27 protein-coding genes are annotated in these 26,774 nt (G+C 69.5%); 17 read left to right on the top strand and 10 right to left on the bottom strand.

The window, feature by feature from the left end:
- Position 1 precedes the first annotated feature (1 nt).
- The 4 genes from L0984_RS28790 to glyQ form a co-directional block, all read right to left on the bottom strand.
- Positions 2-736 carry a lysophospholipid acyltransferase family protein gene (locus L0984_RS28790; protein WP_234197846.1) on the bottom strand — a complete coding sequence of 245 codons (735 nt, stop codon included), beginning with the start codon at positions 734-736 and terminating at the stop codon, positions 2-4.
- A 112-nt stretch (positions 737-848) separates the two neighbouring features.
- Positions 849-1,502, bottom strand: coding sequence for a D-glycero-beta-D-manno-heptose 1,7-bisphosphate 7-phosphatase (gene gmhB / locus L0984_RS28795; RefSeq protein ID WP_234197847.1), 654 nt, complete (start codon positions 1,500-1,502; stop codon positions 849-851).
- Positions 1,503-1,539: 37 nt separating this feature from the next.
- Entirely contained in the window at positions 1,540-3,678 is a 2,139-nt protein-coding gene (gene glyS, locus L0984_RS28800) for a glycine--tRNA ligase subunit beta (protein WP_234197848.1), read from the bottom strand.
- A gap of 3 nt (positions 3,679-3,681) precedes the next feature.
- Entirely contained in the window at positions 3,682-4,620 is a 939-nt protein-coding gene (glyQ, locus tag L0984_RS28805) for a glycine--tRNA ligase subunit alpha (RefSeq protein ID WP_234197849.1), read from the bottom strand.
- Positions 4,621-4,819: 199 nt separating this feature from the next.
- Between glyQ and L0984_RS28810 the strand changes: the two genes are divergently transcribed.
- The 6 genes from L0984_RS28810 to L0984_RS28835 all read left to right on the top strand — a co-directional run bounded on the left by L0984_RS28810 (position 4,820) and on the right by L0984_RS28835 (position 8,970).
- On the top strand, positions 4,820-5,788 hold the full coding sequence (locus L0984_RS28810) for a diacylglycerol/lipid kinase family protein (protein ID WP_234197850.1): 969 nt from the start codon (positions 4,820-4,822) through the stop codon (positions 5,786-5,788).
- Between the two features lie 17 nt (positions 5,789-5,805).
- The gene (locus tag L0984_RS28815; RefSeq protein WP_234197851.1) at positions 5,806-6,654 is read left to right on the top strand and encodes a metallophosphoesterase family protein; all 849 of its coding nucleotides are present in this window, start codon (positions 5,806-5,808) and stop codon (positions 6,652-6,654) included.
- Positions 6,655-6,694: 40 nt separating this feature from the next.
- The gene (locus L0984_RS28820) at positions 6,695-7,525 is read left to right on the top strand and encodes a phosphatase PAP2 family protein (protein WP_234197852.1); all 831 of its coding nucleotides are present in this window, start codon (positions 6,695-6,697) and stop codon (positions 7,523-7,525) included.
- 101 nt (positions 7,526-7,626) lie between these two features.
- Complete coding sequence (locus L0984_RS28825) at positions 7,627-8,268, top strand: glutathione S-transferase family protein (RefSeq protein WP_234197853.1); 642 nt, start codon at positions 7,627-7,629, stop codon at positions 8,266-8,268.
- 86 nt (positions 8,269-8,354) lie between these two features.
- The gene (locus L0984_RS28830; RefSeq protein WP_234197854.1) at positions 8,355-8,648 is read left to right on the top strand and encodes a type II toxin-antitoxin system RelE/ParE family toxin; all 294 of its coding nucleotides are present in this window, start codon (positions 8,355-8,357) and stop codon (positions 8,646-8,648) included.
- A gap of 4 nt (positions 8,649-8,652) precedes the next feature.
- Positions 8,653-8,970, top strand: coding sequence for an addiction module antidote protein (locus L0984_RS28835; protein WP_234197855.1), 318 nt, complete (start codon positions 8,653-8,655; stop codon positions 8,968-8,970).
- Positions 8,971-9,263: 293 nt separating this feature from the next.
- Here the strand turns inward: L0984_RS28835 and L0984_RS28840 are convergent, their stop codons facing one another.
- Entirely contained in the window at positions 9,264-10,334 is a 1,071-nt protein-coding gene (locus tag L0984_RS28840; protein ID WP_234197856.1) for a type II asparaginase, read from the bottom strand.
- Positions 10,335-10,599: 265 nt separating this feature from the next.
- Between L0984_RS28840 and L0984_RS28845 the strand changes: the two genes are divergently transcribed.
- The 9 genes from L0984_RS28845 (at position 10,600) to L0984_RS28885 (ending at position 18,878) form a co-directional block, all read left to right on the top strand.
- Entirely contained in the window at positions 10,600-11,247 is a 648-nt protein-coding gene (locus tag L0984_RS28845) for a TetR family transcriptional regulator C-terminal domain-containing protein (protein ID WP_234197873.1), read from the top strand.
- Positions 11,248-11,291: 44 nt separating this feature from the next.
- On the top strand, positions 11,292-11,447 hold the full coding sequence (locus L0984_RS28850) for a hypothetical protein (protein WP_234197857.1): 156 nt from the start codon (positions 11,292-11,294) through the stop codon (positions 11,445-11,447).
- A gap of 175 nt (positions 11,448-11,622) precedes the next feature.
- Positions 11,623-12,210, top strand: coding sequence for an NAD(P)H-dependent oxidoreductase (locus tag L0984_RS28855; RefSeq protein WP_234197858.1), 588 nt, complete (start codon positions 11,623-11,625; stop codon positions 12,208-12,210).
- A 51-nt stretch (positions 12,211-12,261) separates the two neighbouring features.
- A complete protein-coding gene (locus tag L0984_RS28860) occupies positions 12,262-13,557 on the top strand; it encodes an amidohydrolase family protein (protein ID WP_234197859.1) in 1,296 nt (431 codons plus the stop codon).
- 29 nt (positions 13,558-13,586) lie between these two features.
- Entirely contained in the window at positions 13,587-14,441 is an 855-nt protein-coding gene (locus tag L0984_RS28865; protein ID WP_234197860.1) for a creatininase family protein, read from the top strand.
- 102 nt (positions 14,442-14,543) lie between these two features.
- Entirely contained in the window at positions 14,544-15,545 is a 1,002-nt protein-coding gene (locus L0984_RS28870) for an ABC transporter substrate-binding protein (protein ID WP_234197861.1), read from the top strand.
- The gene (locus L0984_RS28875) at positions 15,542-16,360 is read left to right on the top strand and encodes an ABC transporter ATP-binding protein (protein WP_234197862.1); all 819 of its coding nucleotides are present in this window, start codon (positions 15,542-15,544) and stop codon (positions 16,358-16,360) included. Before L0984_RS28870 ends, L0984_RS28875 begins: the two co-directional genes overlap by 4 nt.
- Positions 16,361-16,573: 213 nt before the next feature.
- Complete coding sequence (locus tag L0984_RS28880; protein ID WP_234197863.1) at positions 16,574-17,497, top strand: ABC transporter permease; 924 nt, start codon at positions 16,574-16,576, stop codon at positions 17,495-17,497.
- Between the two features lie 25 nt (positions 17,498-17,522).
- Positions 17,523-18,878, top strand: coding sequence for an FAD-binding oxidoreductase (locus L0984_RS28885; protein WP_234197864.1), 1,356 nt, complete (start codon positions 17,523-17,525; stop codon positions 18,876-18,878).
- A 154-nt stretch (positions 18,879-19,032) separates the two neighbouring features.
- Here L0984_RS28885 and lnt read toward each other — a convergent pair whose 3' ends face one another.
- The 5 genes from lnt to L0984_RS28910 all read right to left on the bottom strand — a co-directional run bounded on the left by lnt (position 19,033) and on the right by L0984_RS28910 (position 23,941).
- Positions 19,033-20,580: an apolipoprotein N-acyltransferase gene (lnt, locus tag L0984_RS28890; protein WP_234197865.1), complete on the bottom strand. Its 1,548-nt coding sequence runs from the start codon at positions 20,578-20,580 to the stop codon at positions 19,033-19,035.
- A complete protein-coding gene (locus tag L0984_RS28895) occupies positions 20,580-21,458 on the bottom strand; it encodes an HlyC/CorC family transporter (protein WP_017758362.1) in 879 nt (292 codons plus the stop codon). Before L0984_RS28895 ends, lnt begins: the two co-directional genes overlap by 1 nt.
- A gap of 97 nt (positions 21,459-21,555) precedes the next feature.
- Positions 21,556-22,302: a GNAT family N-acetyltransferase gene (locus L0984_RS28900; RefSeq protein WP_234197866.1), complete on the bottom strand. Its 747-nt coding sequence runs from the start codon at positions 22,300-22,302 to the stop codon at positions 21,556-21,558.
- A gap of 110 nt (positions 22,303-22,412) precedes the next feature.
- The gene (locus tag L0984_RS28905; protein WP_017758360.1) at positions 22,413-22,886 is read right to left on the bottom strand and encodes an Lrp/AsnC family transcriptional regulator; all 474 of its coding nucleotides are present in this window, start codon (positions 22,884-22,886) and stop codon (positions 22,413-22,415) included.
- Between the two features lie 104 nt (positions 22,887-22,990).
- The gene (locus tag L0984_RS28910; RefSeq protein WP_234197867.1) at positions 22,991-23,941 is read right to left on the bottom strand and encodes an esterase/lipase family protein; all 951 of its coding nucleotides are present in this window, start codon (positions 23,939-23,941) and stop codon (positions 22,991-22,993) included.
- A gap of 33 nt (positions 23,942-23,974) precedes the next feature.
- Between L0984_RS28910 and L0984_RS28915 the strand changes: the two genes are divergently transcribed.
- Complete coding sequence (locus tag L0984_RS28915) at positions 23,975-25,678, top strand: AMP-binding protein (RefSeq protein WP_234197868.1); 1,704 nt, start codon at positions 23,975-23,977, stop codon at positions 25,676-25,678.
- Between the two features lie 11 nt (positions 25,679-25,689).
- Positions 25,690-26,610, top strand: coding sequence for an MBL fold metallo-hydrolase (locus L0984_RS28920; protein WP_234197869.1), 921 nt, complete (start codon positions 25,690-25,692; stop codon positions 26,608-26,610).
- Positions 26,611-26,774: the final 164 nt, after the last annotated feature.

Consider the following 26,774-nt stretch of genomic DNA (forward strand, 5'->3'; position numbering starts at 1 on the left):
TTCAGCGGTAGGCCTCCGGGTCCAGGCGACGCATCTCGGCCTCGATCCAGGCCTGCACCTCGACCATGAGTTCGTCCGCCTTGCGGCCGGCACTCGGGATGGCCGGGCCGATGGACACATGCACCGTGCCCGGCGTCTTGACGAAGGCCTTGCGCGGCCAGCAGCGGGCCGAGGTCACGGCGATGGGAACGACGGGCACACCGGTCTCGATCGCCAGCCGCGTGCCGCCCGTCTTGTACTGGCCCACCTGGCCGCGCGGGATGCGCGTGCCTTCGGGGAACATGATGATCCACACGCCCTTGCCCAGCAGCTTCTTGCCCTGCGCCACCACCTTCTGGAAAGCCTGCGTGCGCTGCTTGCGGTCGATGTGCACCATGTCCAGGCGCGACATGGCCCAGCCGAAGAAGGGCACATACAGCAGCTCCTTCTTGAACACGTAGGCCAGCGGATGCGGCATGAGCGTGGGCATCAGGAAGGTCTCGTAGGTGGACTGGTGCTTGACCAGCAGCACGGCACCGGCCTCCTTGTCCTGCGGCAGGTTCTCCATGCCCAGGACCACGGGCCGGATGCCGAGGATCCAGCGCGCGCCGCCGATGGCCACGCCCAGCCAGGCGGCGGCGATGCGGTAGAGCGGCTCGCCGCGCACGAAGAGCGAGGCTCCCAGCAGGGCGATGGCGTAGGGGACGACGGTGACCGCCATCCACAGCACGTGAAGGGTCGAACGGAGAAAGGCCATCGGGGACGAGGGTGGAGAGGAAGGAGGAAGCGCCGGGCCTCGATGCATCGGCCCGGTTCAGGACCGGGACGGGGCGGCGCAGCGGCAGGGCATGGTCGAAAGGCCGGGAGGATCAGACTCGTGGCGCCGCAGGCGGGGCGACCGAGGCCGGGGCCGAGGGCGCGGGCGCCGCATGCGCCTCGCGCGCCAGCAGGAAGCGGACGAAATCGGCCAGGTCCTCGTGCACCTGGGTGCCGGTCGGAAACTCGGGCGGCAGCGGATGCACGCCGCGGCAGGCCGCGCCCACGCCGGTGAGCAGCAGGTGCGGCTCGCAGCCCGCGGCGGCGCCAGCCTGCAGGTCGCGCAGGCTGTCGCCCACCGTGGGCACGCCGCGCAGGTCGATGCCGAAGCGCTCGCCGATCTGCTTGAACAGGCCCGGCTTGGGCTTGCGACAGTCGCAGTCGTCCTCGGGGCTGTGCGGGCAGTAGAAGATGGCGTCGATGCGGCCGCCGAAGGTGGCCAGCATCTTCTGCATCTTGGCGTGCATGGCATTGAGCGAAGCCACGTCGAACAGGCCGCGGCCCAGGCCCGACTGGTTGGAGGCGATCACCACATGCCAGCCGGCCTGGTTGAGCCGCGCGATGGCCTCCAGCGCGCCGGGCAGCGGCGTCCACTCGGTGTCGCTCTTGACGAAGTCGTCGCGGTGCTCGTTGATGCTGCCGTTGCGGTCCAGGATCACCAGCTTGAGGGCCTGGCTGCGCTGCTGCTGTCGGACGTTCTCGGGCATGGTGGGCTCACTGGTGAAGAAAGGCGCGCGAGGCCGGTCAGGCCGCCAGGCGCTCCAGCAGCGCCACGCGGTTCATCGCCCGGTGCAGCGCGGCCAGCAGGCCCAGGCGATTCAGGCGCAGGTCGGCCTCTTCGGCATTGACCATCACGCCGTCGAAGAAGGCATCGACCGGCGCGCGCAGCGCGGCCAGGGTCTGCAGCGAGGCGGTGTAGTCGCCGGCGGCGAACTGCGCGTCGGCCTGCGGCACCACCTGCTGCATGGCCTGGTAGAGCGCCTGCTCGGCCGGCTCGCGCAGCAGACCTTCGGTGACGTGGGCGTCGGCCTCGGGCGACTTCTTGAGGATGTTGCCGATGCGCTTGTTGGCGGCGGCCAGGGCCGGCGCCTCGGGCAGGCGGGCGAAGGCGCGCACGGCGGCCAGCAGGCGCGGCACCTCGGCCAGGTGCGGCGGGCGCTGGCCGAGCACGGCGTCGACCTCCTGGGCGCTGGCGCCCTGCTCGCGCAGGCTGCCGGCCAGGCGATCCTGGATGAAGTCCAGCAGCTGGGTGCGGGCGTTGGCCTCGGTGGCCAGCGGGCCCATGGCGCCGAGGGCGATGTCGATCAGCGCGGGCAGCGCCAGCGGCAGGTCGCGCTCGATCAGCATGCGCACCACGCCCAGCGCATGGCGGCGCAGCGCGAAGGGATCGCGGTCGCCGGTGGGCAGGTTGCCGATGCCGAACATGCCGGCCAGCGTCTCCAGCTTGTCGGCCAGGGCCACCGCCAGGCCGACCGTGCCGCGCGGCAGTTCGTCGCCGGCGAAGCGGGGCTTGTAGTGGTCCTCGATGGCGTCGGCCACGGCGGTGGGCAGGCCGTCGTTGAGCGCGTAGTAGCGGCCCATGATGCCCTGCAGCTCGGGGAACTCGCCCACCATGTCGGTGACCAGGTCGGTCTTGGCCAGCCGGGCGGCCTGCTCGGCCTGGGCCGCCAGCGCGCCGTCGCCCAGCTGGGCGGCGATGGCCTTGGCGATGGCCACGACGCGCTGCACGCGCTCGCCCTGCGTGCCCAGCTTGTTGTGGTAGACCACCTTGTCCAGCAGCGGCAGGCGCGATTCGAGGCTCTTCTTGCGGTCCTGGTCGAAGAAGAACTTGGCGTCGGCCAGGCGCGGGCGCACCACGCGCTCGTTGCCGCCGGTGACGGCGCTGGCGTCGTCGGGACGGATGTTGCTCACCACCAGGAAGCGGTGCGTCAGCCGGCCCTGCGCGTCCAGCAGCGGGAAGTACTTCTGGTTGGCCTTCATCGTCAGGATGAGGCATTCCTGCGGCACGCCCAGAAACTCCTGCTCGAAGCTGCAGGTGAGCACGTTGGGCCGCTCGACCAGGGCTGTGACCTCGTCCAGCAGGGCGTCGTCGCGGATGGGCTCGCAGCCGTTGCCCACGGCCACCGCGGCGGCGGCCAGCTGGCGGGCGATCTCGGCGCGGCGGGCCTCGAAGCCGGCGATGACGGCGCCCTCTTCCTCCAGCTGCAGCGCGTAGTGGTCGGCGTCGCGCAGCACGACCGGGTCGACGGCGGCTTCGAAACGGTGGCCGTGCGTGTCGCGGCCGGCTTCCAGGCCCAGGGCGGTGACGGGCACCACCTCGGCGCCGTGCAGCGCCACCAGGCCATGCGCCGGGCGCACGAAGCTGACGCTGCTCCAGCCGGGCAGCTCGCAGCGGGCTTCGAGCTGGTAGCTCATGACCTTGGGGATGGGCAGCTTGGCGATGGCCTCGGCCAGGGCCTTCTGCAGGCCCTCGGCCAGGGTGGCGCCAGCCACGGTGCTGTCATGGAACAGGGCCTCTGCCTTGCCATCGGGCGCGCGGCGCAGGCCGGCGGCGGCCGAGGCGTCCAGGCCCAGGGCGGCGAGCTTCTTGACCAGCGCGGGCGTGGGCTGGCCGGCGGCATCCAGGCCGACGCTGACCGGCATCAGCTTCTGCGAGACGGCCTTGTCGGCGGCGCGCGGCGCCACATGGGTCAGGTGCGCGGCCAGGCGGCGCGGCGAGGCGTAGGCCGTGAGCACCGAGGCGCCGCCGGCCAGGCCCTGGGCGACCAGCTGGTCGCGCAGCACGCCGGCAAAGGCGTCGCCGAGCTTCTTGAGCGCCTTGGGCGGCAGTTCCTCGACGAAGAGTTCGACGAGCAGGCTGGGATGCGAGGACGTGGCGTTCATGGCTCAGGCGGCGGCTTTCTCGCCGGCGGCGGTGGACTCGTTGTTCTTCTTGGGGATCTGCGCGACCCATTCGCGCGGCGCCAGCGGGAAGCCCAGGCGCTCGCGGCTGTCGTAGTAGCTCTGGGCCACGGCACGGGCCAGGTTGCGGATGCGGCCGATGTAGGCGGCGCGTTCGGTCACGCTGATGGCGCCGCGCGCATCCAGCAGGTTGAAGGTGTGCGCGGCCTTGAGCACCTGCTCGTAGGCGGGCAGCGCCAGCTTCTCCTGCATGAGGTGCCTGGCCTGCTTCTCGTGCGCGCCGAAGGCGGTGAACAGGAAGTCGGCGTCGGAATGCTCGAAGTTGTAGGTGGACTGTTCCACCTCGTTCTGGTGGTAGATGTCGCCGTAGGTGACGCCCGGCGCGTATTCCAGGTCGAAGATGCTTTCCTTGCCCTGGATGTACATGGCCAGACGCTCCAGCCCGTAGGTGATCTCGCCGGTGATCGGCCGGCAGTCGATGCCGCCCACCTGCTGGAAGTAGGTGAACTGCGTCACTTCCATGCCGTTGAGCCAGACCTCCCAGCCCAGGCCCCAGGCCCCGAGCGTGGGGTTCTCCCAGTCGTCCTCGACGAAGCGCACGTCGTTCTTCTTGAGGTCGAAGCCCAGGGCCTCCAGGCTGCCCAGGTAGAGCTCGAGGATGTTGGAGGGCGCCGGCTTGAGCACCACCTGGAACTGGTAGTAGTGCTGCAGGCGGTTGGGGTTCTCGCCGTAGCGGCCGTCCTTGGGGCGGCGGCTGGGCTGCACGTAGGCGGCCTTCCACGGCTCGGGGCCCAGGGCGCGCAGGAAGGTGGCGGTGTGGCTGGTGCCTGCGCCCACTTCCATGTCGTAGGGTTGCAGCAGGGCGCAGCCCTGGGCGTCCCAGTAGGCCTGGAGCTTGAGGATGATCTGTTGGAAGGTCAGCATGGTGCGGGAAGAAGGCAGGCCGGAGGCAGTCGCAGCGCCGGCGCAGGGAACCGCGCATTTTATGGGCGCGCCCGCCGCGCGGCGCCGCGGCGGGCATGCGAGGCCGGCGGACGACTACACGGACTGGCGGCGCGCGGGCCTGGCCAAGTCGGCTTCCCGTCAGGAGCATGTCGGCTTCGCCCGACACCCCGCCTGCCCCATGCCCGCTGCCCCTGCCCTTGCCCCTGCCGCACCGCTCTTCGTGGTGCTCAACCGTGGATCGGGCCGAGGCAGCGCCGACGAGACGCGCCAGGCCATCGAGGCCGCCTGCCGCGCCGCCGGCAGGCCGCTCACGCTGCGGGTCGTCGGCCAAGGGCGCCGCGTGCCCGACCTGGCGCGGGAGGCGGTCGAATCGGCCCTGGCCCAGGGCGGCATCGCGGTCGCGGCCGGTGGCGACGGCACGATCAACGCGGTGGCCCATGCGGCCCTGCGCGCCGGCTGCGCCTTCGGCGTGCTGCCGCAGGGAACGTTCAACTACTTCAGCCGGGTGCACGGCATCCCGGCGCCCATCGAGGAATCGCTGCGGTCCCTGCTGACCGGCACGCCGCAGCCGGTGCAGGCCGGCGAGGTGAACGACCGCGCCTTCCTGGTCAATGCCAGCCTGGGCCTGTATGCCCGCATGCTGGAGGAGCGCGAAGACTTCAAGGCCCGCTTCGGCCGCCGACGCTGGGTGGCCTTCGGCGCCGCGCTGGCGACGCTGCTCAAGGGCTTTCGTACCTGGACGCTCAACGTCAGCGCGGGCGGCGGCACGCAGGTGCTGCGCACGCCCACGCTCTTCGTCGGCAACAACGCGCTGCAGTTCGAGCAGGTGGGCGTGGAGGAAGGCCAGGCCGTGGAAGAAGGCGGCGCGCTAGCCGCCATCGTGCTGGAGCCGCTGGGCCGGCTGGCCATGATCGGGCTGGTGCTGCGGGCGGCCCTGGGCCGGCTGGGCAGCGCCTCCAAGGTGCGCAGCTTCACCTTCCGCGAGATCGAGGTGCAGGCGACAACCGGCGCCTCGTCCGGGCGCCGACGCGTGCGCGTGGCCACCGATGGCGAGGTGCAATGGATGGACATGCCGCTGCGCTTTCGCGTGTCGCCACGGCCGCTGTGGCTGGTCAAGCCCCTGGATGCGAAGGCTGAGCGCGCATGAGGGACCGACCCGCGCCCATGCCTCACGCCTTGCCACCCGGGAGCCTGCCCGTCGAGCGTGACTGCGTGCTGCTGCACCTGTCCGACCCGCACTTCGGCACGGAGCAAGCGCCGGTCGTCGAAGCGCTGGTCCGATGGGTGCATGCCCAGGCGGCCGACGCCGTGGTGGTCAGCGGCGACATCACCCAGCGCGCCACGCGGGCGCAGTTCGCAGCCGCCCGCGCGTTCCTGCAGCGACTGGATGCGCCACGCGTGCTCGTCATCCCCGGCAACCACGACATCCCGCTTTTCGACCTCGGCAGCCGGCTGCTTGCGCCCTACCGCCGCTACCAGGCGGCGCTGGGGGACGACCTGGAGCCCACGCTGGACCTGCCGCACTGCCTGGTGCTGGGCGCCAGGACCACACGCCGCTGGCGCCACAGCGATGGCGAGATCAGCCCTGCGCAGATCGAGCGCATCGCCCGCCGGCTGGCGGACGCCGGACCGGCGCAGTTGCGCGTGGTGATGGTGCATCAGCCGGTGGCCGTCACCCGGCCGGAGGACCACGAGAACCTGCTGCACGGCCGCGAGGCCGCACTGGCACGCTGGGCCGAGGCCGGCGTGGACCTGGTGCTGGGCGGCCACATCCACCTGCCCTTTGCCGTGCCGCTGCCCCAGGCCGGCGGCGCCTGGGCCGTGCAGGCAGGGACGGCCGTGTCCTCCCGGGTACGATCCGGCGCCCCGAACTCGGTCAACCTGTTGCGCTGGCCCGGGCCGGGCGACGACGGACGGCGCTGCTGCACGCTGGAGCGCTGGAACTTCGACGCCCGCCTCGACGCCTTCGCACTGGCGCTGACCGACACCCTGGAACTCCCGGCCCGCGGTTGACACCACCGGGGGCTGGACCTGCACCCGAACCCAAGGATCGATGACCCCTGACGACTGGAGCGCGCTCGGTGCGCGCATGGGCAGCCTGGCCTGGACGGCCTTTCCCTTCATCGTGCTCGCGGCCATGCTGCTGGCACTGCTCGCGGGCAGCCTGGGCCTGGCCTGGCGCCGCCGCACCCGGCCAGAACCCGATGCGCCGCCGCAGCTGGGGCGCATCGTGCCCGGGCTCGTGATCGGCTTCCTGTTGATCATCGGCCTGGCCAGCCTGTTCACCCTGTTCGCGCGGCACCTGGGCGATGGGCGTCCGATGGGCCGCATGGACGACGCCCTGAGCGCGGCCGTGGGCACCCACACGCCCGACTGGGCGCGGCAGGCCTTCTCCGTCTTCACGCATATCGGCGACCCGCTGCCGGTCGCCACCTTCGTGCTGCTCTTCGCCCTGTTCCTGCGGCTGCGCGGCCACCCGGGCTTCGCCTGGGGCTGGCTGCTGGCGAACGCGGGGAACGCGGTCCTCAACTATTCCCTCAAGCAGATCTTCGAGCGCGTGCGGCCGGTGCACGACACGCTGCTGGTGAATGCGCCGGGCTTCAGCTTTCCCAGTGGCCACAGCTCGGCCGCGATCGTGCTGTGGGGCATGCTGGCCTACCTGTGCCTGCGCATCGGACCCAAGGGCCTGCGCCTGCCGATGCTGGCACTGGCTGCCACGATGGCCGTGGCCGTCCCGGCCAGCCGCGTGTTCCTGCAGGCGCACTTCCTGACGGACGTGGTCGCGGGCCTGTGCTCGGGCGCGGCCTGGCTGGCGATCAGCATCGTCAGTGCCGAGTCGGCGCGCCACCGGCGGCGCGCGCGGCTGTACGTGCCGGCCGCCTGAGCGCGGGTCGTGCGGCCGTGCAGCGAGGAACTCAGCGGCACCTCGCGACACGGCACGGCGCAGCGCAAGGCCACCGCACGCCGGGCCGCACAATCCCGCGCATGCTCACGATCCATCACCTGGGCCGCTCCCAGTCCGAACGCATCCTCTGGCTCTGCGAAGAGCTGGGGATTCCCTACACCCTGGTGCGCCACCAGCGCGACGCGACGACGATGCTGTCGCCGCCAGCACTCAAGGCGCTGCATCCGCTGGGCGCCGCGCCGGTGATCGAGGACGACGGTCTGGTGCTGGCCGAATCCGCCGCCATCGTCGACTACCTGATCGCCCGCCATGGCCAGGGCCGACTGCGGCTGGCGCCGGAACATCCCGACTTCGCGCACTACCTCTACTGGTTCCACTTCGCCAACGGCAACCTGCAGCCGGTGATGGGCCGCCTGATGATGATCAGCCGCGCCGGCCTGCCCGCCGACCATCCGGTGCAACAGGCCGTGCAGGGCCGGCTGGACCGCGTGCTGGCGCTGGTGGAAGCGCGCCTGGGCGAGGCGGCACATCTGGCCGGTGCCGAATTCACCGCCGCCGACGTCATGAGCGTGTTCTCCCTCAGCACCATGCGCCTGTTCCAGTCCGTGGACCTCGCGCCCTACCCCAACATCCGCGCCTGGTTGCAACGCATGGGCGCCCGCCCCGCCTACCAGCGCGCGATGGCCAAGGGCGATCCGGATCTGGTGCCGATGCTGGGGTGACACAGCATGTCGGGTCGGTCGCCTCAAACTCAGGCAAAAGCGCATGAATCACTGATCTCATGTAGCCCATAGGCTACAATCCACGCATGCGCGTCGAGCAGACAGACGAGTACAGGGAGTGGATTGATCGCCTGAAGGACGTGGCAGGCCGCGCACGCATCCTGATGCGCGTCGACCGGCTGATCCATGGCAACCCCGGCGCGCATCGGCATCTGACGGGCGGGGTGTCGGAACTCAAGATCGATGTCGGCCCCGGCTACCGGGTCTACTACAGCCAGCGCGGCGACCGACTTCTGCTTCTGCTGGCGGGCGGAGACAAGGCATCCCAGAGCCGCGACATCGCCACCGCCCTCCAACTGGCACAGGACTACGAAGGGTAAGCGCATGACCAAGGCACACGCTGACAAGCCGTCGAAGACGAAGACCTCCGCCTACGACGTGGCAGAGCACCTGCGCACGCCGGAGGAAATGGCGGCCTACCTCGACGCCTGGCTGGAAGAGGCGCCCGACGATGCCGCCGGCATTGCCCGCGCACTCGGTGACATCGCCCGCGCCAAGGGCATGAGCCATGTCGCCCGGGAAACGGGCCTCAGCCGCGAAAGCCTGTACCGCGCGCTGAGCGCGGACGGCAACCCGAGCTTCGCCACGGTGCTCAAGGTGGCCAAGGCCCTGGGCGTACGGCTGCATGCGCAGCCGGCGTGAGAAACAGGCCCTTCATTCGCTACTGGCTGCATCACAAGCGAATCATCGCCAGACCGGCCCTGACGTCGGCACGGCTCACCCCAACAAGGATCGAAAGGCCGCGGAGCAGGCCATGCCAGCAGGCCACGCGGAACCGGCTCCGCCGGGCCGCAGGGGCGTCTTGCAGACCGCGCTGCGCCAGTGGCGCAGCCCCTCGCCAGTCACAAAAGGTCCACAGGACCTTTTGTGTACGGGCTCGGCCCCTTGAGGGGAGTGCGGGCCACACGCAGTGAGGCCCGCACACGGGGTGGGTGTCAATACTCCCAAAAGATCCGCTGCAATTCCTTCGTGTCGCGCGTCTTCGTCAGCGCCACCATCGCCAGGATGCGGGCCTTCTGCGGGTTCAGGTCGTGCGCCACCACCCAGTCGTACTTGTCGTCGGGCTGCTCGGCGTTGCGCAGCACGAAGCCGCCGGTGTTCACGCGCGAGCTGCGGATGATCTGCACGCCCTCGCTGCGCAGCTTCTGCAGCGCGGGCACGGCGCGGTCGGCCACCGAGCCGTTGCCGGTGCCGGCATGGACGAGCGCGGCCTTGCCCTTGCCGATGGCCTCGTACTGGTCGGCGGGCACATTGCCGTAGCCGTAGGCGATGTCCACCGCAGGCAGTGCGGTGATCTGGTCGATGTCGAACTCCGACTGCATCGTGTGCTTCTTCACCGGCGCGCGGAACCAGTAGCTCTTCCCCTCGACGATCATGCCCAGCGGGCCCCACTGGCTCTTGAAGGCCTCGGTCTTGATGTTGATGGCCTTGGCCACGTCGCGGCCCGACTGGATCTCGTCGTTCATCGTCACCAGCACGCCCTTGCCGGACGCGTCCTTGCTGGCGGCGACGTTGACGGCGTCGTACAGGTTCAAGGCGCCGTCGGCCGACAGGGCGGTGCCCGGGCGCATGGAGCCGACCACCACGATGGGCTTGGCCGTGTGCACCGTCAGGTTGAGGAAGTACGCCGTCTCTTCGAGCGTGTCGGTGCCGTGGGTGACGACGATGCCGTCCACGTCGGCCTGCTTGGCCAGGGCCGAGACACGCTTGGCCAGGGTCAGCAGGTTGTCGTTGGTGAAGCTTTCCGACGCGATCTGGAACACCTGCTCGCCGCGCACGGTGGCCACCTTCGACAGCTCGGGCAGGCCGGCGATCAGCTTGTCCACCGGCACCTTGGCGGCGGCATAGGTGGCGCTGTTGGCGGCCGAGGCGCCGGCGCCGGCGATGGTGCCGCCGGTGGCCAGGATCACCACGTTGGGCAGGGCCTGCTGGGCCTGCGCGAGGGCGGCGCCGGCCATGAGCGCAGCGCCAGCAGCAAGGGCGCGAAGACGGTAGGAAAGGTACATGCGGAAACTCCGTTTTTGGTAGGTCGTCATAGGGCCGGCGCGGTCCGCCAGCGATGCGGCGGCACGGCTGACAGGCCGCCGAATGCGGCCGCCCGCAACGCTAATCAGGATTTGCGCCGCGGCCGGCTCATGTCGATGCTTAAGCGGCATCCGGCAATGCCGGGCAGTACCATCGCGCGTCCCTCGACCGCCACCGCGCCGCGCCTTGCCTCCCGCCATCACTCCCCCCGAACAGCCCGCCGACGGCCCCACGCCCGCGCAGGAGATGCCCGCGCCCGACGGGCCTCTGTCGCGTGCACGCCCCGGGCGCGAGCGCATCCTGGCGGCCATCCGCGCGGCGGCCATCACCGAGTTCAGCCTCCACGGCCTCAAGGGCACCTCGACCCAGGCCATCGCCCAGCGCGCGGGCCTGACCAAGCCGCAGCTGCACTACTACATCGCCGGCAAGGAAGAGCTCTACTCCGAGCTGCTGATGCAGGTGCTGCACGAGTGGAAGGTGGTGTTCTCCTTCGACGAGCATGCCAACGACCCGGCCCGGGTGCTGGCGGCCTACGTGCGCCAGAAGCTGGACCATGCCTTCGACAAGCCGGAGATGTCGCGCATCTTCACGCGCGAGGTGCTGGACGGCGGCCGCAACCTGGAGCGCTTCTGGCCCATGTCGCGCCAGTGGACGCAGAAGAAGATCGACATCATCGACGGCTGGATCGCCCGCGGCCTGATGCGCCCGCTCGATGGCCGGCTGCTGCTGCAGCACATCTGGGCCATGACCCAGTACCACGCCGACTACGCGCTGCAGGTGCGTTCGATGGGCGGCCTGCCCGATGACGCGCACATCGACCGCGAGCCCGTCGCGCGCGAGCTGATCGGCTTCGTGCTGGCCGGCTGCGGCATGGCGGTACCGGCGGACGCCTGACGCCTGAAGCCTGACGGCCGAGGCCGAGGCCGAGGCCGAGGCTGATGCTGATGCTGATGCTGATGCTGATGCTGATGCTGATGCTGATGCTGATGCTGATGCTGATGCTGATGCTGATGCTGATGCTGATGCTGATGCTGATGCTGATGCTGATGCTGATGCTGCTGGCGAATACGTTCAGCGCATTCCGCCCCCCGTAGACGGGCGATCGCCCCAAAACCGTTCAGGCTGAGCCTGTCGAAGCCCGGGCGCACAAGCCCCTTGGCAGGCTCAGGGCGAACGGATCGATGGCATTGCCGCACCGCCCCGGTGCACCCACGCTGGCACGCCACGTGCTTAATTTGACCGATTGCTCTGACTCATCGGTCAAACACCATGCGCGTGCTCGTCGTCTACTGCCATCCAGTCGAAACCAGCTTCGCTTCGGCCATGCACCAGGAGGTGCTGCGCAACCTGCGCGCCGCGGGCCACGAGGTGGACGACTGCGACCTCTATGCCGAGGGCTTCAACCCGGTGATGTCGCGCGAGGAGCGCCTGGGCTACCACGACGTGCCGGCCAACCGGGTGCCGCTGCAGCCCTACATCGAGCGGCTGGAGCGCGCCGAGGCCATCGTGTTCTGCTTCCCGACTTGGTGCTTCGGCCTGCCGGCCATGCTCAAGGGCTGGTTCGACCGGCTGCTGATGCCCGGCGTGGCCTTCGACATCAGCGACCCGGCCAACGTCCGGCCCATGCTGCGAAACATCAAGCGCATCAGCGCCGTCGTCACCTACGGCCGGCCGCGCTGGATGGCCTGGTACATGGGCGATCCGCCGCGCAAGATCATCACGCGCTACATGAAGCGGCTCACCGCGGCCCAGGCCCGGGTGGACTACCACGCGCACTACCACATGAACGTGGCGACCGAAGCGCAACTGGGCCGCTTCAAGGCCCGCGTCGGCGCCGCCATGGCGGCCTTCCGCTGAGCGGCGCGCCATGCACGCCCGCACTGCATACCGCGCACCGGAGGCCCGGCCATGACCGCACATTCCACGCCCGCCGTGCTGCGCCATGCCCGCCTGCCGGCCTGGCTGCTGGCCCACGACTGGCCGCACACCGACAGCCGCCCCGCGCTGGCGCGCATCGAACTGGCGCAGGGCCGCGTGCGCAGCGTGACGCCCGAAGACGACCGCGCCCCGGAGCCCGGCGCCTGGCACCTGCACGGGGCCCTGGTGCTGCCCGGCCTGGTCGATGCCCACGTGCACCTGGACAAGACCTTCACCCTGGCCCGCATCCCCGAGGTGCAACCCGGCCTGCTCGGCGCCATCGAAGCCTCGGTGGCCGACATGGCCCGCTGGACGCCCGAGGACATCCATGCACGCGCCAGCCAGGGCCTGCAGTGGGCCTGGGAAGCCGGCACCACGCTGCTGCGCACCCACGTCAACTGGCCCGAGATCGGCCCGCTGCCCTGCGCCTGGCCGGTGCTCGACCGCCTGGCTCATGACTGGGCCGACCGCCTCGCGCTGCAGCTGGTGAGCCTCACCAAGCTCGACAGCTTTGCCGACCCGGCCGCTGCCCGCACCGTGGCGGCGCAGGTCAAGGCCACCGGGCCGCAGGCGCTGATGGGCGGCTTCGTGCACTCCACCAACTGGGACGCGCAGGCCATGCACCACCTGCTGCAGGCCGCCCAGGCGCAGGACCTGGACGTGGACCTGCATGTGGACGAGGAACTGCACGCCGAGGCCGAAGGCCTGCTCGGCACGGCGCGCATCGCCCGCGAGCTGGGCTTTGCCGGTCGGATCGTCTGCGGCCATGTGTGCGCGCTCGCGGCCATGCCCGAATCCCGCGCCCTCGCCATCCTGGACGAGGTGGCCCGCGCGCCCATCACCCTGGTCAGCCTGCCCATCACCAACCTGCTGCTGCAGGACGCCCGAACCGGCCGCACGCCGCGCCAGCGCGGCCTGACGCTGGTGAAGGAGGCGCGCGCCCGCGGCATTCCGCTGCTCTTCGCCAGCGACAACGTGCAGGACCCGTTCTGCCCCGTCGGCAGCTACGACCCGCTCGAAGGCATGGCTGCGGCGGTGCTCGCCGGCCAGCTGGACGCACCCTTCGACCGCTGGTCCGACACGCTGTGCCGTGCCGACTTCCTGGCCCGCGGCACGCCCGGCCCCACGCGGCTGCAAGGCCAGCCGGCCGACCTGCTGATCTTTCCCCAGGCCGATGCCAGCGCCTGGCCCTCGCGCACCGGCACGCGCTTAGTGCTGCGCACCGGCGTGGTCCACGGCGCAGCGCCGGCAGCCTTCCTGCCGCCCCGGGCCGCCGCCACCGCCTGACACGCCTCCCCCGAACAAGGACCCCCGCCATGCTGCACGGCTACATCCCCCCGCACCGCTTCCTGCCCTACCTGAGCTGGACCGAGATCGACCAGTTGCCCGACCGCGAGAACACCGTGATCGTGCTGCCCTGCGGCGCCATCGAGCAGCACGGCCCGCACCTGCCCTGCTCGGTCGACAGCGTGATCGCCTCCGGCGTGATGGGCGAGGCGCTGCGGCGGCTGCCGGCCTCGGTGCGCGCCTTCGCGCTGCCACCCATCACCTATGGCAAGTCGGAAGAGCACCTGCACTTTCCGGGCACCGTCACGCTGACCGGCACCACGCTGCTGGCCACCGTCACCGAGATCGGCGAGTCGGTCTACCGCGCGGGCTTCCGCAAGCTGCTGCTGGCCAACGGCCATGGCGGCCAGCCGCAGGTGCTGGAGATGGCCGCGCGCGAGCTGCGGCTGCGCCACGGCGACTTCGTGGTCGTGCCCCATGGCGTGAGCCGCCTGCCCAGCGCGGCCAGCAAGCAGGTCAGCGAGCAGGAGAAGAAGCTCGCCATGCATGCCGGCCACTCCGAGACCGCGCTCATGCTCGCCCTGGCGCCCGAGACGGTGCACATGGAGCGCGCCGCCGCCAACTTTCCGCCGCCCTTCCCCATCAAGCTGCTCTCGCCCGACGGCCGCCCCGCCTGCGCCTGGACGGCACGCGACTTCGGCCCCAGCGGCGTCATCGGCGACCCCACCAGCGCCACGCGCGAGCAGGGCCAGGAGATCCTGGACACGCTGGCCGACAGCTGGGTGCAGGCGCTGACCGAGCTCTACCAACTGCGCTGGCTGGTGCGCGAAGAAGCCACCTGGGAGCGCGGCCAGTTCACTGGCCACATCGAGAGCGCCCGCTGACCTGTTCCCTGCGCACGGTGCGGCTCTTGCTTCGAACGCACCGCCGCATTCCTTCGTCCCCCTCCCCGTACTGATTTGTCCGACCTTTCCAGGAGCCCTGCCTTGAACCACCGCTTCACCCGCCCCGCTTCGCAATCCGCCCTGGCCCTGGGCGCCGCCGTCCTGGCGCTCGCTGCCTCCGGCGCCCAGGCCGAGGAAAAGTTCACCTACATGACCAACTGGTACGCGCAGGCCGAACACGGCGGCTTCTACCAGGCGGTGGCCACGGGCATCTACAAGAAGTACGGCCTGGACGTGACCATCAAGATGGGCGGCCCGCAGGTCAACATCCTGCAGATCATGGGCGCCGGCCAGGCCGACTGCGTGATGGGCTCCAGCGACCTGCAGATGATGCGGGCCCGCGACAACGGCCTGCCGGTGGTCACCGTGGCGGCGCTGTTCCAGAAGGACCCGCAGGTGCTCATCGCCCATGAGGACGTGAAGTCCATGGAGGAGATGAAGACCAAGACGGTGCTCATCGCCGCCAGCGCGCAGCAGGGCTACTGGGCCTGGGTCAAGTCCAAGTACGGCCTGACCGACGCGCAGACCAAGCCCTACACCTTCAACATCCAGCCCTTCCTGGCCGACAAGAACATGGTGCAGCAGGGCTACCTGACCTCCGAGCCCTACGCCATCCAGAAGGCCGGCGCCAAGGCCAACACCTTCCTGCTGGCCGACCATGGCTATCCGTCGTACGCCACCACCATCTCCTGCATGGAGAAGACGGTGAACGACCGCGCCAAGGCCGTGGCCGACTTCGTCAAGGCCTCGGCCGAAGGCTGGAAGAGCTACCTGGCCGACCCGGCGCCGGGCAATGCCCTCATCAAGAAGGACAACCCGAACATGACCGACGACCAGCTCGCCTACAGCGTGGCCAAGATGAAGGAGATGGGCATCGTCAGCTCCGGCGACGCCGTCAAGAGCGGCATCGGCACCATGACCGAGGCGCGCATCAAGGCCAACTACGACTTCCTGGTCGGCCAGAAATTCATCGACCCCGCCAAGGTGGACCTGGCCAAGGCCTACAAGCTGGATCTGGCCCGCAACGCCAAGGTGCTGCCGTGACGCAGCCCACCCACGCGCCCGCCGCGGGCGTGCCGGCCATCGAGGTGCTGTCGGCGCAGAAGACCTACCCCAACGGCACGGTCGCGCTGCAGCCGGTGGACCTCACCATCGAGGAAGGCGAGTTCGTCACGCTGCTCGGCCCCTCGGGCTGCGGCAAGAGCACGCTGCTGAAGATGGTGGCCGGCCTGCTGGAGCCCAGCGATGGCCGCCTGCTGCTGTGGCGCAAGCCGGTGCAGCAGATGCACGAGAGCACGCAGAAGATGTCCTTCGTGTTCCAGTCGCCCACGCTCATGCCCTGGGCCACGGTTCAGGCCAATGTGCGGTTGCCGCTGGACCTGGCCAAGGTGCCCCGCGCCGAGGCCGATGCCCGCGTGGCCGAGGCGCTGGAACTGGTGGGCCTGGCCAAGTTCGCCAACGCCCTGCCGCGGGCGCTGTCGGGCGGCATGCAGATGCGCGTCTCCATCGCCCGCGGGCTGGTGGTGCAGCCCAACCTGCTGCTGATGGACGAGCCCTTCGGCGCGCTGGACGAGATCACCCGCCACAAGCTCGACGCCGACCTGCTCGAACTCTGGCGCAAGAAGAAGCTGACGGTGGTGTTCGTCACCCATTCCATCCACGAGGCGGTGTTCCTGTCGAGCCGCGTGGTGATGATGGCTGCGCGCCCGGGTCGCATCGTGGAAGAGGTGCGCATCGACGAGCCCTATCCGCGCAGCGCGGAGTTCATGGTGTCCTCGCAGTTCCAGCACTACGCCAAGCACCTGCAGCGCAGCCTGCTGGCCGCAAGCCAGCACACCGACGAGGAACACACGGCCTGAGCGGCAATGCCAGCCAGTTGACCAAGACCGTTCGGTTGACCCGGACCGTTCGGGCTGAGCTTGTCGAAGCCGGGCCACGCGGATCAAAGCCCTTCGACAAGCTCAGGGCGAACGGTTCAACGACTGTCCTTGGCCTGACCGTGGCGGGCGCCGGCACCCGCCGCTTTCACCACCCAGACAGGCGGCCATGAGCCGCCCACGGAGATCGACCCCATGAGCATCACCTGGAACGCCGCCGCGCCGGCGCCTTCCGACGCCCCGGCCGCCGCGCCCGCGGTTGCCGCGCCGGCACCCGCCGCCTTCGCGCCTGCGCCGCAACGACCGCCCGCACGCGAGGCCCGCGTGCCGCTGCTGCGCCAGCCGCGCGTGCAGCGCATCCTGCTGCCGCTGATCGTCGGCCTGGTGCTGCTGGGCGGCTGGCAGGCGCTGGTCGTCGGCATGGAACTGCCGCCCTACCTCGTGCCCTCGCCCGTGCTGATGCTGCAGACGCTGGTCACCGACTGGGCCGTGCTGGGTGGCGCATTGCTGGTCACGCTCAAGATCACGGTGTTGTCCTTCGTGGTCGCCACGGTGGTGGGCGTGCTGATCTCCTTCCTCTTCGTGCAGAGCCGGCTGATCGAGACGGCGCTGTTCCCGTACGCAGTGCTGCTGCAGGTCACGCCCATCGTGGCCGTGGCGCCGCTGATCATCATCTGGGTGAAGGAGCCCACGGCCTCGCTGGTGATCTGCGCGGCGCTGGTGGCGCTGTTCCCCATCATCTCCAACACCACGCTGGGCCTGCGCAGCATCGACCCCGACCTGCAGGCCTACTTCCGCATGAACCGCGCGACGCGGCTGCAGACGCTGATGCGCCTGCGCATTCCCAGCGCGCTGCCCTACTTCTTCGGTGGCCTGCGCATCTCCAGCGGCCTGGCGCTGATCGGCGCCGTGGTGGCGGAGTTCGTCGCCGGCACCGGCGGCAACGCGACCGGCCTGGCCTACCAGATCCTGATGGCGGGCTACCAGCTGAACATTCCGCGCATGTTCGCGGCCCTGCTGCTCATCTCGCTGACCGGCGTGGCGCTCTTCGCCGCCATGGCCTGGCTCACGCGCGTGGCGCTGGGCGGCTGGCATGCCAGCGAGCTGTCGCACGATTGAATCCGACTCCGAGGACCCCTTGACCATGAACGCCCGCTTGCACGCCATCGAGCAGCTGCACATCGAACTGCCCGACCTGGACTGGATCACCGACCCCAACCGCATCGAGCGGCTCTCGCAGGACTTCTCCTGGTTCAGCCCGGTGCTCAAGCGCCAGCTCGAAGGCAAGGTGGCCGACAGCGTGGTGCGGCCCCGCACCGAGGACGAGATCCGCCGCCTGGTGGCCGCCTGCGCGCGGCTCAAGCTGCCGCTCACCATCCGCGGCAGCGGCACCGGCAACTACGGACAGACCACGCCGCTGGCCGGCGGCGTGGTGCTGGACATGACCGGCTACAACGGCGTGCTCTGGACGCGACCCGGCGTGGCACGCGCCCAGGCGGGCATCCGGCTGAACGAGCTGGAGAAGGCCACGCGCCCCACCGGCTGGGAGCTGCGCTGCGTGCCCTCCACCTTCCGCAGCGCCACGTTGGGCGGGCTCTTCGGCGGCGGCTTCGGCGGCGTCGGTTCGATCAACCACGGCCCGCTGGCCGCGCCCGGCAATGTGCTGGGCATCAAGGCCATGACCATCGAGCCCGAGCCGCAGATCGTCGAGCTGCGTGGCGCCGAGGCGCTGCGCATGCACCACCTGTGGGGCACCAACGGCCTGGTGCTGGAGATCGAGGTGGGCCTCGCGCCCTGCCAGCCTTGGCTCGAGACGCTGGTCACCTTCAGCGACTTCGACCAAGCCATCGCCTTCGCGGACGAGCTGGCGCGGGCGCCCGGCCTGGCCAAGCGCGAAGTCGCCTTCTTCGCCAGCCCCGTGCCGGACTATCTCTCGCAGCTGGCCGAGCATCTGCCCAAGGGCTGCCATGCCGTGCTGTCGCTGGTGGCCGAGCCGGGCGAGGAAGCGATGAAGGAAATGGTGGCCGCGCGCGGCGGCACCGTCAGCTACCGCCGCACCGCGGACGAGGTGGCGCGCAGCCACAAGACGCTGATGGAATTCACCTGGAACCACACCACGCTGCATGCGTTGAAGGTGGACAAGAACCTCACCTACCTGCAGACCAGCTTCACCCCCGGCCAGCATGTGCAGCAGATCACCGAGCTGACGAAGCGCTATGCCGGCGAGGTGTTCATGCACGCCGAGTTCCTGCGCACGATGGACGGCCAGATGAGTTGCAGCGCGCTGCAACTGGTGCGCTTCACGACCGAGGAGCGGCTGGCGGAGATCATCCGCGAGCACCGCGAGTTCGGCGTGCGCATCAACAACCCGCACACCTTCATCGTCGAGGACGGCAAGGCGGGCGGCGACCTGCCCGAGGAGGTGGTGGCGGTGAAGCGGCGCTTCGATCCGCTGGGGCTGCTGAACCCGGGCAAGCTGCGGCACTTTCCTGTGCGCTGAGCGGGGACCTTGTCCGGCCCCCCTGGTGCGCGGGTGCCCTGCTCCGCCAGCCACCGTTCGCCCTGAGCCTGTCGAAGGGCGGGATGCGCCGCGGCTTCGACAAGCTCAGCCCGAACGGTCTCGGGTGAACTGATCCACCTCCGGCCTGTCGATATCAGGTGCGCTCGGGCGCCCGTCGCGCGCGCCAGACCGCCATCCCCAGCACGAGCAGCGACAGCAGCCACAAGGGCGCAAGGCCGAATCGCGACACCCACCAGGCGAAAGGCGTGATGTTGCTGCGGCCTTCGACCTCGGCCTCCAGCGCGCCGCGCGTGAGGCGGGGCAGCTCGTGCGTCACCCGACCGCGGTGGTCGATCACCACCGTCGCGCCGGTGTTGGTGGCCCGCAGCATGGGGCGCTCGAATTCCAGCGCCCGCATGCGAGAGATGGCGCGGTGCTGGTCGATGGCCACCGTGTCGCCGAACCAGGCGATGTTGCTCACGTTGAGCAGCACGGTCGGCGCAGTGGCGGCATCGCGGAAGCCGGCGCCGATCTCGTCGCCGAACAGATCCTCGTAGCAGATGTTGGGCGCGATGCGCTGGCCCTGCCAGTCGAAGCTGCGCTGGGGAAGCCCGCCGCGGCCGAAGTCGGCCAGCGGGATGTTCATCATGTCGGTGAACCAGCGGAAGCCCCAGGGGATGAATTCGCCGAAAGGCACCAGGTGGTGCTTGTCGTAGCGGTACGGCCGCTCGGCGAGCCCGGGGCCGAAGCCCAGCAGCGAATTGGCATAGCGGCCCGGGCCATCTTCCATCGGTACGCCGACGATGGCGGCCTGGTCGCCCTGCGCGTAGCGCTGCGCAATGGCTCCCAGGTAGCCCTCGGGCAATTGGCGCGGAAGCAAAGGGAGCGCCGTTTCGGGCGTGACGACCAGGGCGGCGCGGCTCTTCTGCAGTTGCTCGCCGTACCAACGCAGGGCCGTGTCGATGCCGCTGCCCGGGATGAACTTCTCATCCTGCGGGATGTTGCCCTGGAGCAGCGACACCTTGAGCCGGCCGGTGCCGGCCGAAGGACCGCCGTCGCTGCGCACGAGGCCCAGAACCAAGGGCAGCGCGAGCAGCACCGCGGCAGCGAGCGGGAGCGCCCATGTGCGACGCCGCATCGCCCACAGGCCCGCACAGGCCGCAGTGGCCGCTGCAGCGGTGCCGAGCCCATAGACGCCCACCCACGGCGCATAGCCCGCCAGCGGCCCATCCACGTGCGCGTAGCCGCCAGCGCCCCAGGGGAAGCCGGTGAACAGGCTGCCGCGCACCAGTTCTGCCAGCGTCCAGACGGCGGCAAAAAGCAGCACGCGGCCGCCGGTGGAAAGCCGCGGTGCCAGCCAGCCCCACAGGCCGCCAGCCACGCCGTAGTAGGTCGCCAGCCCGCCGCCCAGGAACAGCACGGCGAGCGCTGCCAATGGCCCCGGCAGGCCGCCGTAGGTGTTCATGGAAATGAAGAGCCACCAGAAGGTGCCGCACAGCCAGGCGGTGGCATAGAGCCAGGCGCCCAGGGCCGGCATGCGCCAGCCACGGCGCTGGCGCTGTTCGCCGTCGAGCAGGAAGGCCAGCGCAGCCAGGGACAGCAATTGCAGCCACCACAGGGGCTCGCCCCCCCAGGGCCAGGCCATGGACGCCGCCTGGGCCAGGCCGGCCAGTGCGTAGGCCGGAAGGCGGCGCGCGCGCATCAGGCGGCGGTGTCTTCGGCCCGGGCGGGCGAGACCTTGAACCAGCGCACCGCACCGCCGCGGGTGTGCATCACGACGAAGTCGAAGCCGCCCACCTCGTGGCGTTCGCCGCGCTTGGGCACATGGCCCATCTCGTGGGCGATGAGGCCGCCGATGGTCTCGAAGTCCTCGGACTGCTGCTCTTCGCTGAACTGGATGCCAAAGGCTTCGGCCACGCGTTCGATGGGCGTGTCGCCGCTCACGCGGTAGGTGTGGTCGGCCAGGCCGAAGATGTCGCCCTCGTCCTCGGCGACGTCGAACTCGTCCTCGATCTCGCCGACGATCTGCTCCAGCACGTCCTCGATGGTGATCAGGCCGGCCACGCGGCCGAATTCGTCGATCACGACCGCGAGGTGATTGCGGTTGCCGCGGAACTCGCGCAGCAGGTCGTTCAGCCCCTTGCTCTCGGGCACGAAGGTGGCGGGCCGCAGCAGGGCGCGGATGTTCAGCTCCGGCGAGCGCTGCAGCTTGAGCAAGTCCTTCGCCAGCAGGATGCCGATGATGTTTTCCTTCTCGCCCTCGTAGACCGGGAAGCGCGAGTGCGCGGTGTCGATGACGAGGTAGAGGATGTCCTCGTAGGCCGCATCGATGTCGATGAGGTCCATGCGCGGAGCGGCCACCATCACGTCGCCGGCCGTCATGTCGGCCATGCGCAGCACGCCTTCGAGCATCACCCGCGAGTCGGGTCCGATGATGTCGTTGTCTTCGGCGTCGGCGAGGGTTTCGATCAGTTCGTCGCGCGAATCCGGTCCGGGGTGGATGAACTCGGCGATCTTCTGGAGGAGGCCGCGCTTGTCGTCCCGGGGATGGGAGGCGCGTTCAGGGTGGGGGTCGGCCACTGCGTGAGGGCGGGAGTTGAGGGAGGCCTAGGATACCGGAATGCCTTGGCGGCATGATGTCAGCCGCCATCTGCGCGCTTGCGCAGCTCTGGCCCGCTCAGGGGGCCGAGCGCTGGCGCGCCTCGCGCACGCCCGAGCGCACTTCCTGCAGGCCGGCCAGGAAGGACCAGAACTGGTGGGCTCGCGCCTTCAGCTGGAAGTCGACCTCGCCGAACTGGTCCAGCGCGATGCCGGACACCCGGCTGTCGAAATCGGCGGCGGGTAGTTCGAGGTGGGCTTCGGATTCGGAGCCGCTGCGCACCACGGTCGCGCCGGCATGGCGGGCGATCTTGAGCATGGCGGTGTTCTCGCTCAGGGCATGGATGAACAGCATGCTCACGCCCTCATTGCGGGCCACCATGACGGCGCGCTCGAAGAGCCGCCCACCATAGCCACGGCCCCGTGCGTGCTCGGACACGGAGACGCCGAACTCGGCGCAGCTGCCGTCCTGACCGGTGGGCGCGAAGGCCAGATGCGCCATGGCGATGATCTCGAGGCGGCGGTTGTAGATGCCGAAGATCTCGTCGCGCTGGAAGTCCAGCCCGTCCACGTAGCGTTGCACCTGCTCGTCCGAGGCGGCATAGCCGAAGCGCAGGTAGCGGTCGCGCTGGGAAAGCGCGAGCAGATGGGCCAGGATGCGGTGACGCTCGCGCGGTCCGACGGAACGGATGGGAACCAGCCCGGCGGCGGCGCGGGGACGCAGGGGGCGGGCCGTGCCCGTCGGCGCGGGATCGGCGGCGACCACGCCGGGGCGCAGCAGTTGCACGCCGGCACGCACGGTCTGGACAAGGGCCTTGGGGAACATGGGGTCGATCATAAGGGTTTTCCCTATAACTACCGATGAGGCGCTGTCACCGACCGGTCACGGGCGGGGGGCATTCGCTGAAATGTTGCGGCGCAGCAACCTTTGAGCACTCAGACCGGCACGGCCGTCGTCGCCTTGACCCTGTCGAGCACGAAGCTGGTCTTGCAATCCTGCACGCTGGGGTGTTTGAGCAGGGTGTCCATGATGAAGCGGCTGTAGTGCGCCATGTCGGCCACGACGACACGCAGCAGGTAGTCCATCTCTCCCGTGAGGGCGCTGCACTCCACCACCTCCGGCCAGGCCTGGATGCTGGCGCGGAACAGGTCCATCGGGTTGCGCTTGTGGCTCTCGGTGTGTTTTTCGAGGCGCACATTGAGGTAGGCGGTCAGGCCCAGGCCGACGGCTTCGGGCCGGACCAGTGCGACATAGCGGTCGACCACACCACTTTCCTCCAGCCGCCGCACGCGCCGCAGCACCGCACTGGGTGAGAGGCTGACCTGCTCGGCGATCTGTTCGTAGGTGGCCCGGCCGTCGGCCTGGAGCAGTTGCAGGATGAGCCGGTCCTGCTTGTCGAGTGCGTGCATGGGGCGATTCTTGCCGCGATCGGCCGCGATGGCGAACGACGGCGCACGGGCACCCTGCGGGGACGGGCCCATCGCGACGCCCGCCGGGTGTGTTCGATGACGCGTCAGTCTTCGTCCAGCAACGCCAGTGTCTCGGCCATGACGACGGTGTCGAAGGCCAGCTCCACATGGGCCAGGCCGTGGGCCGGCCGGTTGTCGGCGCCGGGCAGGGTGGCCGTGTGCATGGGGAACACCATGTTGTCGCAGTTGGAGTACCAGCAGGTGAAGCGCGCAGGCGGGCAGGCGCGCTGGGCGACATCCAGCGCTCGCAGCCAAGCGCTGCCGATCCGCATCTCATGGCTGCTGGCGGCGCGGCCGATGCGCGCCGTCCAGGTCCCTGCATGCGGCGTGCCCAGGGTAACGATCCGGTGGATCGGCTCGCGTCCGCCGGTACGGCACCACCAGGCGCGGGCAACCAGCCCGCCCATGCTGTGCGCCACGAGCATCGGCGCCTGGCCGGTGGCGGCATGCACACGTCGCACCGCGGCGTCGAGCGTGTCGATGAAACCGTCCAGGCCGCCCAGCGGCGGCTCCAGGTCGACGGCGACGACGCATCGGCCTTGCGCCACGAGGCGGCTCAGCCAGGGGAGCCAGAAGCCCCGATTGCACGAGAAGCCATGGACGAGGACGACGCCTCGCCGACCGTCTGGCGGCGGGACATGGTCTGGAATGCGGTTCGCGCGGAACGGCTGGCGCCACGCCCAGATTCGCGGCGACAACAGGCATTCGGCCCACCAGGCCCGCACGAGCTGGGCGGGCGTCGCCTGAGGCCCTTGGCCGCGGCGATTGACGACATTCGCGGCGAGGAATTCGGCGGCCAGCACCACGCCGTGCCCACCCAGCAGCACCGCCCAGCCGCCCATGAGCCAGGACAGGGAGCGGGGTGCCGCAAAGCCGGTCCAGGCCAGCGCCGTAAGGCACCACCCGGCCACGAACCACCGCTGCCATCTCGCGATCATCGACCCATGATCGCACGCGCCCCGGGCAAGCCCGGGGACCTCGGGCGAGGCCGCCATCCCACAATGCGGCAAGCAGAGCCCGGAGACCGCATGCATCCTTCCCACCTTCCCAGCTATCCGCCCGGCGTCCCCTTCGAGATCGATCCGGGGCAGTACCGATCACTGAACGCGTTGTTCGAGGCGTCGTTCAAGGCGCATGCCGAGCGTCCGTTCTCGGTCTGCATGGAACGCTGGATGAGCTACGGCGAACTGGACCGCCTGTCGCGCACGCTGGGCTGCTGGCTGCAGTCGCTGAGGCTCGAGCCCGGCGCGCGCGTGGCGCTGATGCTGCCCAACATTCCGCAGTTCGCCATCGCCATGGTGGCCGTGCTCCGGGCGGGCTACACCTGCGTCAACGTCAACCCGCTCTACACGCCGCGCGAGCTGGAGCACCAGCTGAGCGACTCGGGCGCGAGCGCCATCATCCTGCTGGAGAACTTCGCAGCGACGCTGGAACCCGTGCTGCTGCGCACGCCGGTCCGGCATGTGCTGCTGACCGCCATGGGCGATCAGTTGGGCGGCCTGTATGGCGCCTGGATCACCACGGCCGTGCGCCATCTCGCCAAGATGGTGCCGCCCTTCAAGCTGCCCATTGACAGCGGCCACAGCGTCACCACCTGGGCCGACGCGATGACCCGCAGCCGTGACCGGACCCTTGCCGCCGACGGGTGCACGCTCGATTCCATCGCCTTTCTGCAGTACACCGGCGGCACGACGGGGCGATCCAAGGGGGCCATCCTCACCCACCGCAACATCATTGCCGCAACGCTGCAGGCCGAGGCCTGGTTCGCCCCGGCCATGGCCAAGGTGGGGGATCCAGCGCGCATCAACGGCATCGCGGCGTTGCCGCTGTATCACATCTTTGCGCTGACGCTGTGCATGCTGGCCATCCGCCAGGGATCGCACATGACGCTCGTGCCCAATCCGCGGGACATCGGCAAGTTCGTCGAGGTGCTCAAGAAGCGGCCCTTCCATGTGCTGCCGGCGGTGAACACGCTGTTCAATGCCTTGCTGGCCCATCCGGCGTTCAAGAGCGTGGACTGCTCGCAGCTCGTGATCTCCCAGGCCGGAGGCATGGCGGCGTCGGAGGGCACGGCGCGTGCGTGGTTCGAGGCCACGGGCTGCGCGATGATCGAAGGCTGGGGCATGAGCGAGACCTGCGCCATCGGCACCAACAATCCGGTCACCAACACCACCTTCTCCGGCACCATCGGCGTGCCGCTGCCGAGCATCGAGATCGCGATCAAGGACGACGAGGGGCGCACACTGCCGGAGGGAGCGTCCGGGGAACTGTGCATCAAGGGCCCCAACGTGATGGTCGGCTATTACGGCCAGCCCGAGGAGACCGCGGCCGCCTTCACGGCCGACGGCTTCATGCGCACGGGCGACATCGCCGTCATGCTGCCGGATGGGCAGACGCGCATCATCGACCGCAAGAAGGACATGATCCTCGTCAGCGGCTTCAATGTCTTTCCGAACGAGCTGGAGAACGTGATCTCCCTGTGCCCTGGCGTGCTCGAGTGCGCAGCAGTCGGCGTGGCGGACGACAAGCAGGGCGAGGCGATCAAGGTGTTCGTCGTGCGCAAGGACGCGCAGTTGGACGAGAAGGCCCTCATGCGCTACTGCCATGCAGAGCTCACCGGCTACAAGCGGCCCAAGTACATCGAGTTTCGCGACGCCTTGCCCAAGACCAACGTGGGCAAGATCCTGCGGCGCGAGCTGCGGCAGGACATTCGCAGCACCTCCGCGCATTGAAGGCGACTCGCATGGCGGTTGAGCTGCCGGCCCAGATCACCGTCTTCGAGCGTGGCTGGCTGTCGTCCAACAACATCCTCCTGACCGGTGGGCGAGAGACGGTGCTGGTCGATACGGGCTACTGCACCCACGCGGACCAGACCCTTGCGCTGGTGCAGGACGCGCTCGCGGGTCAGACGCTCGACCGCATCGTCAACACCCATCTGCACAGCGACCATTGCGGTGGCAATGCGCAGCTGCAGGAGGCGTATCCCGGCGTACGGATCAGCATTGCGCAATCGCAGCTGGACAACGTGCAGTTCTGGCAGGAGGAGGCGTTGACCTACCGGGCCACCGGTCAGCAATGCCCCCGCTTTGTTGCCCACGATGCGCTGAGCCCGGGCGACGTGATCGAGATGGGGGACCTCGCCTGGTCGGTGGTCGCCGGTGCAGGGCACGACCCCCACGAATTTCTGCTCTTCGAGCCGGAGCATCGCATCCTGATCTCGGCGGATGCCCTGTGGCAGCACGGCTACGGGGTCGTCTTTCCGGAGTTGGAGGGTGAGGACGGCTTCGCCGACGTGGCCACCACACTGGACCGGATCGAGGCTCTGGCGCCGCGGATCGTGATTCCGGGTCACGGCGCGGTATTCGTGGACGTGGAAGAAGCGCTGGCGCGTGCCCGGCATCGCTTGGCGCAGCAGCGCGACGATCCTCGGTCCCATGCCTGGCATGCACTGAAGGTCCTGCTGAAGTTCAAGCTGCTGGAGCAGCGCCGTGTCGAGCGCGCGTCCTTGCTTGAGTGGGCGTCCGCCATGCCCTATGCAAGAGCGCTGGGGATGATGCACTTCGCCGACGAGCCGCTGTCGGCCCTCATGCAGCGCGCCCTGGGCAGCTTGCTCAAGAGCGGCGCGGCTCGCCAACAGGAAGAATGGATCGAGGACGGCGGCTGAATTGACGCTCGTGCGGTTGCCATGACCGCATGTCGCGGCCGATCAAAACAAAAAGCCCCGCAGCGAGAGCTGAGGGGCTTTTTGAGGGCTGTAAGAGCCTGACGATGACCTACTTTCACACGGGAGTCCGCACTATCATCGGCGCTGAGTCGTTTCACTGTCCT

This window comes from Pseudacidovorax sp. NFM-22 (assembly GCF_021401245.1).
Lineage (GTDB): Bacteria > Pseudomonadota > Gammaproteobacteria > Burkholderiales > Burkholderiaceae_C > Xenophilus.